This window comes from Paenibacillus sp. YAE3 (assembly GCF_057546105.1).
In genome coordinates, this window is the sequence record NZ_BAAIYF010000005.1 from 244,819 (window position 1) to 260,317 (window position 15,499).

Annotated in this window: 10 protein-coding genes; all 10 read right to left on the reverse strand. The window is 56.0% G+C overall.

All coding sequences use genetic code 11. The annotated features are described in order from the left end of the window. Positions 1-7: 7 nt before the first annotated feature. The gene (locus AC27KL_RS12035; RefSeq protein ID WP_487169821.1) at positions 8-886 is read right to left on the reverse strand and encodes an MBL fold metallo-hydrolase; all 879 of its coding nucleotides are present in this window, start codon (positions 884-886) and stop codon (positions 8-10) included. 62 nt (positions 887-948) lie between these two features. After that, a complete protein-coding gene (locus AC27KL_RS12040; RefSeq protein ID WP_487169822.1) occupies positions 949-2,163 on the reverse strand; it encodes an MFS transporter in 1,215 nt (404 codons plus the stop codon). Positions 2,164-2,191: 28 nt separating this feature from the next. After that, positions 2,192-3,238: an ArsR/SmtB family transcription factor gene (locus AC27KL_RS12045; protein ID WP_487169823.1), complete on the reverse strand. Its 1,047-nt coding sequence runs from the start codon at positions 3,236-3,238 to the stop codon at positions 2,192-2,194. A gap of 312 nt (positions 3,239-3,550) precedes the next feature. Beyond that, complete coding sequence (locus tag AC27KL_RS12050) at positions 3,551-6,598, reverse strand: DUF4855 domain-containing protein (RefSeq protein WP_487169824.1); 3,048 nt, start codon at positions 6,596-6,598, stop codon at positions 3,551-3,553. A gap of 348 nt (positions 6,599-6,946) precedes the next feature. Further along, positions 6,947-8,551: an S-layer homology domain-containing protein gene (locus tag AC27KL_RS12055; protein WP_487169825.1), complete on the reverse strand. Its 1,605-nt coding sequence runs from the start codon at positions 8,549-8,551 to the stop codon at positions 6,947-6,949. 230 nt (positions 8,552-8,781) lie between these two features. Then, a complete protein-coding gene (locus AC27KL_RS12060; RefSeq protein ID WP_487169826.1) occupies positions 8,782-10,377 on the reverse strand; it encodes an alkaline phosphatase family protein in 1,596 nt (531 codons plus the stop codon). A gap of 156 nt (positions 10,378-10,533) precedes the next feature. After that, positions 10,534-11,094: a GNAT family N-acetyltransferase gene (locus tag AC27KL_RS12065; protein ID WP_487169827.1), complete on the reverse strand. Its 561-nt coding sequence runs from the start codon at positions 11,092-11,094 to the stop codon at positions 10,534-10,536. 37 nt (positions 11,095-11,131) lie between these two features. Continuing rightward, complete coding sequence (locus tag AC27KL_RS12070; RefSeq protein WP_487169828.1) at positions 11,132-12,856, reverse strand: proline--tRNA ligase; 1,725 nt, start codon at positions 12,854-12,856, stop codon at positions 11,132-11,134. Positions 12,857-13,254: 398 nt separating this feature from the next. Then, positions 13,255-13,923, reverse strand: coding sequence for a class II aldolase/adducin family protein (locus tag AC27KL_RS12075; RefSeq protein ID WP_487169829.1), 669 nt, complete (start codon positions 13,921-13,923; stop codon positions 13,255-13,257). Between the two features lie 54 nt (positions 13,924-13,977). Next, positions 13,978-15,480, reverse strand: a complete 1,503-nt coding sequence (locus tag AC27KL_RS12080) for a rhamnulokinase (protein ID WP_487169830.1) — start codon at positions 15,478-15,480, stop codon at positions 13,978-13,980. Positions 15,481-15,499 lie beyond the last annotated feature (19 nt).

Here is a 15,499-nt window from a genome sequence, read left to right on the forward strand (position 1 = left end):
CTCTAATTTAATGCTTCATGCCGTCTTTCTCGGGAACGTATTTCCCGTAGTCGGGCACGGCGACCTCGTCGAAATGGGCAACAAGCGCTTGGAGCCCGTCCGCCAGCTCGTCTCCGGAAACCGCCCTGCCATGCCCCGTGACCGCGCAGTTTGGCTTCAGGGCTTGCAAGGTTTGTACCGATGTTTTGGCCGCAGCCCAATCGGTCGTAAAATAACGCGGCGGCCCGCTGATCTCCATCTTCTGCGTTAATACGCTATACAGCCGATCCTGACGTACCGTTACGAACGCGTCGCCCGCGATCAAGAGCCGGTCCCGTTCACGAAAAAACGACACATGTCCCGGGGCATGCCCCGGCGTATGCAGCCAGCGGAATTCGTTCAGCCCGGGAACCGTGCCGTCGTCCGGAAGAGGGCGAACCCAGGAGCCCAGGTTCAGCGGCTCGTTCGGAAAAGCGAAAGACATTTTCGCCAGCAGCCCGCCTTCCACCGACCAATCCGGTTCGGGGTAACTTCGTTCTCCCGTAAGGAAAGGCAGCTCCTCCGAATGGGCATAGACCGGAACCTGCCATTCCCGGACCAAATCCACGAGGCCGCCGACATGGTCAAAATGCGCATGGGTCAGCAGGATCGCCTCCGGCCGGGAATGCGGGCCAAAGCGCTGCCGGGTCATTTCCAAAATGTCGCCCGCCGATTCCGGCATTCCCGCATCGATCAAGACGAACGAGTCCTTCCCCGGCGTGCCGACCGCCACTAGATTTACGATTTGGCTCGTATAAGCATATACGTCGTCCCTGATTTCAACGCCTTTGCCGCTGGCAACCGAAAATGCGGGTATGTAATGGTAATCTTCGCCGCCATGAATGTGCTCATTGTTGGTGGTATCCATCGTTCAGACCTCTTTTCATCATTATTCCTGTCTTATGGATATCTTGTGAAAAAAGGGAAAGTTTATTCTTGGGCGGCGGACGCCCTTCTTTTTTGCGACGCGGATCTCCAATGAAAGAGCGCTGCGGCCCCGGAAACGGCACAGATCAGCAGGCCTACGGAGAGGAAAAGCGCCGGCAAGCCGAAGGCGGACGCGCAGTAAGCTCCGTACATCACGCCAACGGGCGTGGCCGCCCGCTGAAGCAGCGACCTCATGGAGAGGACCTGTCCTAAAAGCGACGAAGGGACCGTTCGGTAATAAAGGGTGCTGCTGTACACGTTCCAAAAGGGCATGGCTGCACCGGCCGCCGTTTCGATGCAGATCGCCGCTGCGATATTCGTCGTCATGCCAAGCAGGATATAGGTCATACCACCGGCAAATAATGCAGCGCTCATCACGGCAAACATATAGGCTCCTGGCTCGCGCAGCCGGCCAACCAGAACGGTTCCGCATACGTATCCAAGAGGGAATGCGGCGGAGAACCACCCGTATTCCAGCGGTCCGCCGCGCAGCATTTCCGTCACGTACGGCAAATACATCGCTTGCGTCGCAAATACGCCAAAGCTCGTCACCGAAACGAGGAACGCAAGGGAATACAGCACGGTATTCGACCGGTATACCCGGATTCCCTGCACGAAGCTGTTTTTCCAGGAATGGCGCTCTTCGGCTGAATGAGCTTCCTCCCCGATCCGTACCGTGGAAACCCATGACGCCAAAAACAAAAACGCAAGCAGCGGCAGCAACGTTTCAGTTGAAACGACGCCCGTCAAGAACCCGGCTGCCGGCAGTGCCGCAATTCTTGCCAGCTGTCCCAAGCCGGACGCGGCCGCATTGACGCGAACCAGCTTGTCCGCCTTGGCCAGCTTCGGCACGATCGCTCCCGCGGCGGCGTCGTAAACCTGCAGGGAGCCGATGAACGATCCGGCCATGATGATCCACGCTTCCTTTTGGCCCGCCGTCCACATCACCCACACCCATATGTAAGCGGCTCCGCGGATCGTTTCGGATATCCTCATGACGGTCACGCGCCTCCACCGGTCGATCAAAGGGCCTGCAAGCCACTGCACCAGCCATTGGCCGGACAAGCTGAGCAGCCATAACCCGCCCATCGCCGCTTTCGAGCCGGTCCATTCGTACAGCATCCAGGATAAAACAAACGTCCCCGCCGTTGTCGCAAAAGCCGAGCGCATCTGATCCACGAACAGCCAGACGAGGCTGCGGTTCCATGTGTCGCCCACCGGATCATTTCCCCTTCAATTGGAAATTTCACTCCTTCAATCCCAAAAAATCGAGCAGCTCGCCTGCATGATGGTTCAGCGAGTCCCGGTTCCAAGCATAGCTGCCTCCGTGAACGCGAACTAATCCCGCGCTGCGAAGTATCGCCAAATGATGATGGGCGTTGGTTTTGCCGATTCCCAGCAGGTCGGTAAGCTCCTTAAGGGACCGGTCCTGCTCCGAAATCAGCTTCAAAGCCCGCAGCCGCTTTTCGTCTCCCAGCGCCTTATATAACTGGACCAGCCGGCCCGGAGGCTCGTAAGGATCGGCCTGGTCCGCCATGCTCGATTCGCTGACGGGGTAATAATAAATTTGCGTACCTTCCATGTTTGCTTCGATCGTCCATGGCCGATAGATGACGTGCGGAATCAGCAGCACCTTCGTGACGCCCGCTTCCGGCTTGTATTCGACCCCGGCGGCCCGGAGCACGACTTCTTCCGGCGAACAGCTTGCGAGCCATGCTTTTTTCTCGGCCAAGTCCCGTTCCAATATCGCCTTGCTTTCAGCGGCGTCCCTGCCTCCGATTTCTTTCTCCCACAACCGGAGCAAGTTCGTGAGATGGCGCTTTAGTCCGCCCGCTCCGTACCTGCCGACCGCATGAATCATGTCCGGAAAAAACGCATGGTCCTTGCATGCCCCGATCAACGCTTTTGCAGCTTCCTCGCTTCCGCGGGCCGCTTGCCGCCGAACCTCGTTCCATTCGGGCTCCAAATAGGGAAGCACGATAAAGTTAAAATCTTCATCCTTCAGGGACCGTACTTCGCCGTCAAAGCGCTCGGCCGAATCGAACGCAACCGCATGAAGCAGCTGAAGCAGCATTTTCCAGGTTTGATGTTTTTGGCAAAAATCAAGCTCCCGCCGAAGTTCGGCCGATGCCTCTGCCCGCAGCTGCCGCCAAAACGCCGCAGGTTTCTCCATCGTCCCATGAAGCTTGGGGTATGTGATCGCCGCGATGCCCAGCGCATACTCAAAGAGCAGCGAAGCGGCCAGCTCCACCTCGTAGGTATTCCGTTTAAATGACGCATCAAAGATATGCATGCAGCAGCTCTCCTCTGATCTGGATTTCCACCTGACTTGAATTAACACTATTCTATATTTTTAGGATTTTATATTCAATATATTTTTAACGAATGATCCAAAAAAATTGTCCGTTCACCTGTCGGCAACGCAAAAAACCATGGAGCGCCCGCGGAAATAACCGCATGCGTCCATGGTTTTAAGCGATGAGCGATTTTCGTCTTTTGTCGTGCAGCGACGGATATTGTCGCGGGAGCGCCGGCAACCGGAGTCGAAATGATCGGAACCAGGCCGCCTCTGATCGAATCCTGCGCTCGCCCGGGAAATGTACGCTTAATCCTTTTTGTTATACTCGAATGTCATCTTCACGGGTTCCTGCATCCCTTCCATCAAAAGATAAGCATCGCACGTTCCCTTCAAATTGCCGGTAAGTTTGATCGCAAACTCAAAATTTCCCGATGCCGTGCTGGTGGTCTCTCCCTCATAGCGAACCTTCCCTTTAGAGTCGACCACTTTCAATTGGATTTTGGACCGGCTGCCATTCATGACGAGGCCGTCGATCGTCAATTTCTTTGCGGCCGGATCCACCACGGCTCTGGCGCCGTCGATTGGAGGGGCCTCGCTGCCTCCCGCAAGGTTGTATAAGCCGAACTCGTAGAAGGAGTACCCGTAATCCGTATTCCTTTCAACGCCTTGGAACTTGACGTATCTTGCTTTGACGGGATCGAAGCGGACGGTCTCCTTGCCGTCATGCGCCGTGATGACGCCGCCGTTCTCCTTGACTGCGTTGGTCCAGTTCTGTTTGTCGTCACTGACTAAGATCTTGTAGGTTTTGGCGCGGGCGAATTCCCAGTCGATTCGCACGGTATCGAACTCTTTGGCTTCTCCAAGGTCGAGCTGAAGCCAGCTGTCATTGACGTAATTGCTGGCCCAACGTGTAGATGGGAATCCGTCCACCGCATTTTCCGGGGCAAGCTTCGCACTTGAGCCTTCGACGGAAGAAGCCGTTGCCGGTTTGCCGGCGGCCAAATTCCCGACAAGGTTGTACACCTCTTCCTTCAGCGCGGTGTACGCCGTATCGGAAACGGCGCGTTCCGCAGCCAATTGATCCAGCCGTGCGTTGAAGCCTCTGACGTATGTTTCGAACCGGGCCGTATCCGTCCCTTCATACCGCTTCATCAGATCCGCGTAATTGAGCAGCGACCGCGGACCTTCTTCGGTCGTAAACTGTTTCTGCTCCGCGAACCGGTTCACATGCGTTTTCATCGTATCGGCATCCGCCGCCGCGTTGATGATGTAAGTCGTCGTCTTGGATTTGGCCGCGGCTACGGTAACGTCCAGCCGATGTTTGCCCGGTTTGCCCGTCAGGTCGATCGGCGTTCCCGAAGCGTATGGCTTGCCGTCGAACAGGGCCGTTACTTTCGCCAAACCGCTGCCGTCATCGTCCTTGACTTCCCAGGTCAATTGGATCGTTTCCGTATCCGGTACGACCGTCTCCCCGTTTAACGTCTGCCCGTTGACGAATACGTTTGCCTCCGGCGGCGGGCTGTTGTTGATGACGTACGTTCCGTTCACGTATCGGTACAGCCAATCATACATCAAACGCAAGCTTGAATCCTTGCTCACCGCCAAGTTGTAAACGGCATTATTGCCTTGGTAATAAGCCCTAAAACCATTCTGCATCAAGCCGGTTTCGGCGCCGCTGTTCAAATAATCGATAAAACGTTCGCGGAAGACGCCGTCCGTAAGCATCCGGTCATCAAATTCGACCTCGTTCGACATTCCATACTGTTTGGCCATATTCGCTGCATCCTCCAAACGGTCGATGTCCATCCCGCCGAAGAAATAGTTGGGCTGAAGCGCCGCGGCATCAAATCCTACGTCTTTCCACATGAAGCTTTTGTATGCCAGGGAGTGCGGAATCCAGAAAAATTTCAGGTTCATGCCATGAACCTTGCCGCTCACCGCTTTCACCAATTCCGGCCCCGTAGCGCTTGTGCTGATTTGCTCTTCAAGCCAGTACATGCCGACAAGCTCCAGATGGGAATAATTCGCCGCCTGCCATCGTTGCCGGACTTGATCCAGCCACCACTGCACCGCTTTCTCCCGGTTTGCAAACGCTTTCGCTTCGCCGACGTCGGAGGCGTTGAAGCTTTCCGATACGCCGTCGCCGTCAATGTCGCCGAAACGGCTCAAGTATTCGCCGGGATTCGGAATCATCAGGACGACTTTCATTTTGTGGTCCGGCTGGTTCAGCTTGCCTCCGACTTCCTTGGTAGCTTCATTCAACTGCTGCATATCCCCCGCAGACGCAAACGTCTTATCCAAATACCATTTCCAGTCCTCGAGGGTCGTTTGCCCCAAGCCGAAATCGCGGCCGGCAGGCGAAGCGAGCCCCAGATACAAAACTCCGTCAAAAAGCCAGTCGACAGGTTCGCCGTCCGTATTCACGTAACTGATGTTCGGGATAATCCGTTCCTTGTTCCAATTGCCTAAACCGCCGTCATACTGTCCGTTATACAGCAAATTCAGGTTCCGGATCCCTGCCGTCGCTTCCCCCGGCTCCAAAAAACGAGGCTGCTCGGCAGGAACCTTTACCGCCCCGTCGACCTGGCCGTCCGTTCCCAAAATTTCGATTTCGTCAATGTATTCCCAATGCGTAGGATGCATCGTAAAGGTAACCTTTACGTAACGGGCATAGGCCAGCTTGCCGTCGGTATTCCCGCCTTTGATCCCGTCCCGGCTGCCGTCCCATTCATAGGTCTCCTGTCTGGGCGGGCCTTCTCCCCAAAGCAGCTGGGTCGCGTTATGGGAGAGCAGCCCCCAATTCTCCTTATCGTCGGATACGTACATCGATACGGTCAACGGCACGAGGATCGAGTTTGTCGGATAATCCTGTAAAAAGCGGGCTTTGATCTTGCCGATCGACTTTTCTTCGCCCAAATCGAACACAACCTCTCGCGTTTTCCCGCGCACATGTCCGACCCATGCCGGATCGTTCATATCCAGCTTGCCGTATTTGCCGTCCGTCAGCTTGTTCCCGCTATCAGGACGGGAAATATCCGGCGCCTCGGACCATTCATATGTAAGACCCGCAGCGAGATTGCGGAGCTTCGTTTGATCCTCCGAGGCCGGAGCCGCCGGGTCGGTGGCCTGCGGATCGGCGACCGTTGCCGGATTCGCTCCCGGCTGCCCGGCATCCGCCGGCTGGTTCGGCATGGATGGCGGATTCACTGCGTCATTGCCTTCCGCTTGGCCTGCGTCTCCCGCCTGCGCGATGGTTGCGGACGGAACAGCCGGCTCTGCCTGCGCGGCGGAAAGCGGGACTGTCAGCAATGCGGCGGCGATCAGCGCGGAACCCCAATTTTTTTTCGAATTCATCATGTCCAGCTCCTTTATTTTTGTTTGAGTACAGAAATGCTGCAATCTTACAAACTTCTTCTGTTTCGGGTGACGCTCAGCCCATCCCCTCCCTTCGCGCCATTCGTCGCCAAGCGTTTTGAAAGCACTTTCAATGACTTTACTGTAGGGAAATTCAGGAGCAATTCAAAGAGACAATCATTGACTTCTCGTATACACTTGTTTACTTTGCTGCTTGTTAACGGATCAGGCCGCTTTTATAACCGCCGGCATGGGAACGTCTTTTTCTTTGCCTGCAGGCAAGGACAAAAAAAGCCTCGACCCAAAACGGTCGAAGCCCAAAGCTTATATAGGTTTAAAATTGTTTTTTTAATACGAGGCGTAACGGACGGCATTTCTCAAACTCGGCCAAATATCGTCGGTTTCGGCGCCCATGTACCAATACGCATAACCCGCTATGCCCCGCTTGGCGGCCATCATCGTTTTAAGGCCGAGGGAACGTCCGTCTTCCACCCAAATCCGGTGCTCGATTCCCTGCCCTGAATATCTGACCACATATTGGCCGATCTCTTCATCCCATAACCGGTTATAGGCCACGGAACGAATCCGGTAGCCCTGCTGGATCAGCGTCAAATCTTCGGACGTAACCCCGGTCGGTAACAGCGTCCAATCCCTCGTATAAAAAGGGAGCGCCAGAATGGTTTTTTTCGCCGGAACGACGGAAAGCATCCGGTTCAAAGCTTTTTGCACCCATGGAAACGAGGAAACGGAACCTGCCACGGGATCCGAGGACCAATGTTCGTCGTACCCCATCAGAACCACGTAATCCGCGTATCTGCCGAGCGCTTCGTAATCGAAGGCTTCGGTCCAGTCGGTGCCGAGGTCCGGGGAAACGTCGATCGACAGCACGGCTCCGGCCGCCCGCAAACTCGTTCCGAGCTCGGAAGCGAAAGCCGTAAGCGACAAACGGTCCTCCGGGCTTACGTTTTCAAAATCGACGTTAATGCCGGACAATCCGTACGTTTTTACATACCCCGTAAGCTTCTTGATAACGGCGGCCCGTTTGTTTTCATCCGACAGGATTTGATGCGTCAGTGCCGAATCCGAATGGTTTCCGAGCATGGCCCACACCTTTTTTCCGTTCTGCTTGGCCCAGCTGGACAGGCTGCCGTCCGCATGGTTGGAAACCGGGACCGATCCGTATTCGAGAAAAAACCACCGGGGCACCAGCGTGTTCACGGTGCTGTTGTTGACCTGCTCTTTAAATTGGGAGGTCGTTAATCCGTTTTGCCAGCCAAGCTGGAGTCCCATGTTCGGCGTTGCATGGATGGCCCGGGACCAAACCTTGTCCTTGAGCACCCTGTCCAGCACCGCAGACGTTTCTTCGCGGGTCATGGCGTCGGAAGGACGGAATTTGCCGCTTGCTCCGCCCATCAGTCCGAGCGTTTTTGCGGCTTGCACATATGGGGCGGCCCAAGGAGCGATCCGATCCGCGTCCGCGTAATCCAGGCGGCTGCCGGAGTCGCTTCCGGGATCGACCTTGAGGGCCCGGACGATAAGCACGGCGGCTTCCTGCCGCGTAATGCGTGCCGACGGCTCGAACTTGCCGGCGCTTTTCCCCTCTACGATCCCAAGCTGGACCGCCGTTTCAACCCAGCCGTAATACCAGCTTTTCGCGGCAACGTCGGCAAACGTCGGCAAGGCGTTATCCACTGGCGCAAGCTTGAGCAAACGGCCCGTCATGGCGGCAAATTCGGCGCGCGTAACGTTTTTTTTCGGTTCGAATTTCCGGTTGCCCGTGCCGTTGACGACCCCCTCCTTGACCAGCTCCAGAATGTCGTTTTTGGCAAAACTTCCGGCAATATCGTCAAACGGCAAAGAAGCAGCAGCGGCTGCTGCCGCAGCGTTGGCGCAGGAACCCAACACGATGGCTGCTGCCGTCCAGGCGGCTAAAATAGGTTTACGTTTTTTCAACAGGACTGCCTCGCTTTTTTTATGTTTTCATAGAATAGTTTTATAGCATCATTTCATAGCATAGTTTCCTAGCATATGCATCTCTTCTATCCTATCAAAAAATAGCTCCGGCGTAAGATTCTAAATATTGGCAAACAAAAAAAGCCCTAACGCCTTGTCCGGCGTTAAAGCCTTTCTACATGCATCTTCATTCATCAACGGGGAGTTCGAACACACACCCGGGGGCGAGATCACCGCCGTTCATTGGCCAACTGCATAATCCAGTCCTTGAAGTCCACGATGCGCCGCGTTTGGGGCCGGGTATCGGTTCCGGCTACGATCACCGGGACGAGCGAATCCTTTTCGTGCAGGGAGCCATGCGAACCGCCGCCAACATGCGTAAGCGAGCTTTCGCCAACGAGTTCGTATCCGGGTTCCGCGTTTGCGACAACGTACCTGCCTTCATGGGAAAACATCGCCCCGCGCAGCCTTGCCAACGCATCGGGATATTTCCCGTAAACGATCCGGTTGCCGGTGATCTTCATATCGGCGATGCGCGGATCGCCGGATAACGTCCATGTCTGCCCGTATTCGTCCTTGTAGGATCCGCCCGGCCGGAATCGCAGCGTCCCCCCGCTTTTTCCGGAGATGATCCGTATGGCGGAGCCCTCTTTAAAGGCGATCATATCGAGCTTTGGTTCCCTGCTCAAGCGCGCTGCGACCTCCGATACCTCCATTCGGGGATCAAGCGCGTATATATAAGCCATGCGTTCGTTCGTGGAAATCAAAATTTGGTCCCCGGAAGACACCGGCCGGTTCAATCTCGCGATGCGGAAATCCTTTAATAATGGGACCAATTCGATCGTTGCCCGCTGACGGTCACCGTAAACCCGGCTTTGCCCGCTGTCCCCCATCACGATCCAGATCGCTTCCTTGGCGGCCCGCTCCCACGAACCGAAAGAGCTTAGCACTTCCTGAAGCGCTTCATCGGCCCGCATGATTCCTTGCCGTTCGTCAGGGCCTTTTCGGTGCACCCTATTGTCGTTTTCCGGAAAATACGCCACCGTAACCGCCGGGAGACGGTGCTGCCGGACGAGAAAAGCCAGATCCTGCGCGGTAAATCGATCGTTCATCCCGAATTTCTTCCAAAGATAGGTGTTGCGTGCGTTATCCGGGTCCAGCCGGGCCAATGCCGCATAGGAAAAAAGCTTGGGTCCCGTGATCCGGAGTTGATCCGGCACGTCTTTGGCCAGTTTTAAAAATGGGGGCACCTTCAGGACATGCTCCGTTCGACCCCGATAAATGACCCCGTTAATGGAGGCGGTATCTTTGCCTTGGTCGGCCAGTTCTTCATGGATGGTTTTCGTTTCCTTGCTCAGATGCTCCTGGTTTAAATGGTACACCGCATCCATGAACACTTGAACCTGATCTATTTTCATCGCTTCCTTGATGCCGTTGCCGTAAAAAACCATTCGTTGCTCTTTGCCGTCGTACCATACAAGCCCGGGCACATGATGCCCATCCGCATAAGTTCCCGTCAGCAAGGTGCTGTCGATCGTCACCGACATGGTGGGAAACGAACTGACCACCTGCGGAATCAGCTCTCCTTTTTGGAGCAGGAACTCCATCGCAGGTGCGGATCTTTGCCGAATCGCTTCCCGCAGCGGCTTTTCCATCAATGAATCGACGATGACCAAAATGACGGGTTTCGTTTTCCCGGCCGAAGCCGTATGAAGCTTAGATGGATTGGATTCCGCCGTTTTCGGGTGGATGTGCGACCCGCAGCCCGCGACGAGGAAACTGAAACAGATGGCCAACATGATCTGCATGCAAAGTTTATTCTTCATCGGGCGACCTCTCTTTAATAGTCCTTTTTCCCGATTAGGGTTCCTTGTTTTGCGCAATCTATCCGGCATTCGACGGAAAACGGCAACGCAACCGGTAACGGCGAAACACGACAAAATAACCCGTCTCCAAGGAGCCCGGGTTATTTAACGCTTGGTTTACAGCGATTTGACCATGTGATAATAGATATGGCCGTTGATCGTAATTTCTTTGTCCACTTCATAACCAAGATGAAGGTACAAGGAGTAGGCGCGCGTATTGTCCGTCACCACGGCCATGGCGATTTTGTCGTACCCTCGCTCCCTCGCTTTTTCTTCCGCGGCCTGGATCAGCTTGGTGCCGATCCCTTGACCGCCGAATTGCGGGGATACGGACAACGTATCGATGTAATATTCGTCTTCGTCCGACTCTTTGTCGAGCTTGAGCGTCGGATCGTTTTTCAGCTTGCGCAGCCGGTCCAGAATCGGACGGTCCAATTCCTTGATTTCATCCCCGCCGTAAGCGACGACGACGCCGGCGACCTTCCCTTCCGCTTCTTTTACGATCGCCTGTTTATGGGAAAGCCTCCCCTCGTCCGAAGCGAAATATTGCTCCAGCACCGCAACCGCGCCTTCTTCTTTTTCTTCCCCCGTCAGTTGATGCGCCACATCATGCAGGGCGTCGTACAGCAATCTTGCCGCCTCTTTCGCGTCTTCGCGTACCGCAAGTCGAATCGTCATGTTTGTATTTCCTCCATTAAAACCTTTGTCCCCTCCATTATAGCCGCCCTTCGGCAGAGGAACAAATCGCGGCGATCCGCCGGAACGCTTCATCGATACCGATCTGTTCCTTTGAGTCCCCTTCCAACCGATTCTGCCACTCCACCTTGCCCTCTGCAGCCGATTTTCCGGCGATGATCCGCAGCGGGGCCCCGATCAGGTCCGCATCCTTGAATTTGACGCCCGGACGCTCGTCGCGGTCATCCAACAACACGGCGATTCCTTTGCTGCGGAGCTTATCGTAAAGTTTGGTCGCCGCCCCATACTGCTGTTCGTCTTTGGCCGATACCGGAATGACGTGAACCTGGAACGGAGCGAGCGGCAACGGCCAGACGATGCCGCTCTCGCTGCCATGCTGTTCCGCTACCGCCGACATCAGGCGGGAAACGCCGATGCCGTAACACCCCATGATCATCCATTCTTCCTTCCCGTCTTTATTCGTATAGGTCGCACCCAGGGACCGGCTGTATTTGGTCCCCAGCTTAAACACGTGTCCGACTTCGATGCCGCGGCTGAATATCAGCCCTTGTCCGCAGCGGCAGCAGCGATCGCCGGCTGACGCGTTCCGGAAATCGCCGATCCGGTCGGCCTTGTAATCCCGCCCCAAAACGAGATGACGGACATGGTAATCTTTCCGGTTTGCGCCGGCTATCCCTTCGTGAACGGCTGCGGCGGCGCGATCCATCATGACCGGGATACCGAGGCCAACCGGTCCTGCAAAGCCATGAGGCGCACCCGTCAGCCGCTCCACGGTCTCCGCATCGGCCAACTCTGCGCAGGATGCGCCAAGCTCATTTTTCAGCTTGAATTCGTTGACCTCATGATCTCCCCTGACCACCACCGCCACCGGCTTGCCATCAACCAAATACAACATCGTCTTCAAAATCGCTTGCGGCCTTGCTCCTAAAAAGGCGCATACCTCTTCGATCGTTCTCGTCTCCGGCGTATAAACCTCTTCGGGTTCGGGAACGGAATCCTGAAGGCGGGCTTCGGTTTTTGCTTCAAGGAAAACCGCCTTTTCGAGATTGGCGGCATAGTCGCAGGAAGAGCAGGTCACGATCGTGTCTTCCCCGATATCCGCAAGGGCCATAAACTCAAGCGTTTCGCCTTCGCCGCCGATCGAACCCGCTTCCGCTTCGACCGCCCGAAAACGCAAACCGCATCTATCGAAAATGCGATGATAGGCGCGAACCATCGCTTGATAATTTTCATCAAGCCCTTCCCAATCCGCATCAAACGAATAGGCGTCCTTCATCAGAAATTCGCGTCCCCGGAGGAGGCCGTAACGCGGACGGCGTTCATCCCGGAACTTCGTTTGGATCTGGTACAGCCGGAGCGGCAGTTGCCGGTAACTGCCGGCTTCAGCGGCGACCAACGAAGCGATGACTTCCTCGTGCGTCGGACCCAACACGAAGCCGCGCTCGTGCCGGTCCTGCAGCCGGATCAACTCCGGTCCGTATTCCGAATACCTCCCCGATTGCTCCCATAACTCCGACGGCTGCATCGCCGGCATCAACAGTTCGTCGAAACCGGCTTCGTTCATCTCCTGACGGATGATCCTTTCCATATTCCGAATGACGCGATGCCCAAGCGGCAAAAAGCTGTATATGCCAGCAGCCGTTTGCCGGATGTAACCTCCCCGAAGCAGCAGTCGATGGCTCGCGGCCTCCGCTTCGGCCGGGGCTTCCCGGAGCGTCCGCAGCAGCATGAGCTGTTGTCTCATTTTTTCATCTCCTTCACAAGTGTGGATGCCAATCATGGAATGCAAAAAAACACATCCGTCCGGACAAGGGACGAATGTGCTCGTGGTACCACCCTATATTCAATAGCCCGTCAGCAGTCATGCGATGGACGCATGCGGACTATCCTTTATGGTCGATATAACGGGTTAACCCGGCCAGGAATGAACCGAACCTGCAGATTCCGTTCTTCCGGCAGCTCGCAAGATGGGGGGTTCACGACGCATGCGAAACCTTTCAGCCTGGGGTTTCTTCTCTGGGGCGATGCGGGATTCCATGAACCGCTGGTCTTGGTCACGGCTTTTGGCAATGTGAACAAACGCGCGTTTGTTTTTCCATACATTACAAGATCGCCCGGATGATGTCAAGCCCGTTTCAAACGTTATTTCAGCTTCTGCAGCAGCTGCACGCGGTAAGCCTCGCTCTCGAGCGACTGAATTTCCTTGTATTCCTCGTCCGTGAGCACCTTCGGCGTGCCGGCGGCTTTGGCGGAAAGATAGATTTTTGCGCTTTCCTCCACCACTTCAGTCCGGTAGTACGCCTCGCGCAGGTTTTTCCCTGTCGTGACCAAACCGTGGTTTTCCAGCAAAATCGAGTTGTATCGCCCGACTTTCGCGGCAACCGCATCCGCCAGCAAATCCGTCGTCGGCAGCACGTACGGCACGAACGCGACTTCGCCGACGAGCGCGGCCTGGTCCGGGAACAGCATCGGCAGTTCCTTAGCTACCAGCGTCAGCGCGATGCAGTAGGCGGGATGCGTATGCACGATGGCCTGAACATCCGGATTTTCGCGGTAAGCATACAGGTGCATCAGCACTTCCGACGATGGCCGGAATTCTGTGTCGAGCACCTTGCCGGACCCGATCTCTACGCGGATCCATTGATGCGGTTCGATATCTTCCAATGCAAAACCGCTGGGGGACAGCAGCATCAGATCGCCGGCCTTGGCGCTGATGTTGCCTCCGGGTCCTACGACCAGCCCTTTGGCGACGATTTTGCGGGCGTAAAGCGACAGCTCTTCGCGTACTTGTTGTTCCAGTGATAACGTCATCTCTCCATGCACTCTCCTATCCGATGATTCAACCGATCCGCGGGGCGGACCGGTTCATGAGTCTTCCGTTTTTTGAAGCACAAGCCGTTGTTCGTACCCGCGGTAACGCTCTTCCCATTCCGCGGCGTCTTCAGGCATATAAATTTCCGGCGGGAAGGACCGGCGCACCACCTCGCGGATGTCCGCCAAGCCGCCGACTTCTCCGTGAGCTTTGGCCTGCATCATGAGATTTCCGATGGATGTTGCTTCCACCGGTCCCGCGACAACGGTTCTGCCGGTAACGTTTGCGGTCAGCCGGCAGAGCAGCCTGTTCTGGATGCCGCCCCCGACCATGTGGATTTGCTCGATGCGTTTTCCGGTCAATTCTTCGATTTCGTCCAGCGTCTGCCGGTATTTAAAGGCAAGGCTCTCGAGGATGCATCTCACGATTTCGGGTCGTGACTCCGGCACGGCCTGCCCCGTGGAGCGGCAGTATTCCCGAATCCGCTGCGGCATGTTCCCCGACGGCAGGAAAACGGCGTCCCCCGCATCGACGTAGCTCCCGTTCCGCGGGGCGTGTTGCGCCATTTCCGTCAGCTCGGCAAAACTGAGCTCCGTCCCTTCCATCGCCCACGTCCGGCGGCATTCCTGCAGCAGCCATAACCCCATGATGTTTTTGAGCATGCGGATGTTGCCTTCCGTACCGCCTTCATTGCTGAACAGCAGCTGTCTGCTGCGTTCGGTCAATATCGGCTCCTTCAGTTCGATCCCCATAAGCGACCAGGTGCCGCTGCTAATAAAAGCATACGGGGCATCCCCGGCCGGAACGGAAGTCACCGCCGCAGCCGTGTCATGGCCCGCGGCCGCAATGACCGGCATCGCCTCCAGCGAAAGCTCGGCGCAAATGTCCGGCCGGATCGATCCGACGGGCGTTCCCGGCATGATGATCGGATTCAGCAACGACGACGGGAGCGAAAGTCCATCCAGAATATCCGTGCTCCAGTCCCTTCGGGCGGCGTCAAGCATGCCGCTTGTGCTGGCTATGGTATATTCGCTTGCCATCGTGCCGGACAGGTAGTAATGGAACAAGTCGGGCATAAACAGCATCCGCAAGCCGCGGTCGTTTTGCTCAAGCCGCAGCTCTTCGTCGGCAAACAGCTGATAAACGGTATTGATGCTGGAGGACTGGATCCCGGTTCGGGCGTACAGCTCTTTCTCGGGGATTCGCTTCAAGGCTTCCCGCATCGGCTGCTCGGTGCGAAGGTCGCGGTAATGATACGGGTTGCTTACCAAACGTCCTTTGGGATCGACCAAACCGTAATCGACGCCCCACGTATCCACGGCGATGGAAGCGGGCGTGCGTCCAAGCTGCTGTTTTGCTTTGGTCATCCCCCGCTTCAGCTCATGGAACAATCGCAGGAAATCCCAATGAAGCCTGTCGCCGAGCTGCACGGGCTCGTTGTCGAAACGGTGGACCTCCTGAATGGAGATTCTTTCGCCGTCGAAATGCCCGATGACCGCCCTGCCGCTGCTAGCGCCAAAATCGACCGCCATCATCTTCAATGATTCCGTGCTCATTCAATCACCTCATCGATTC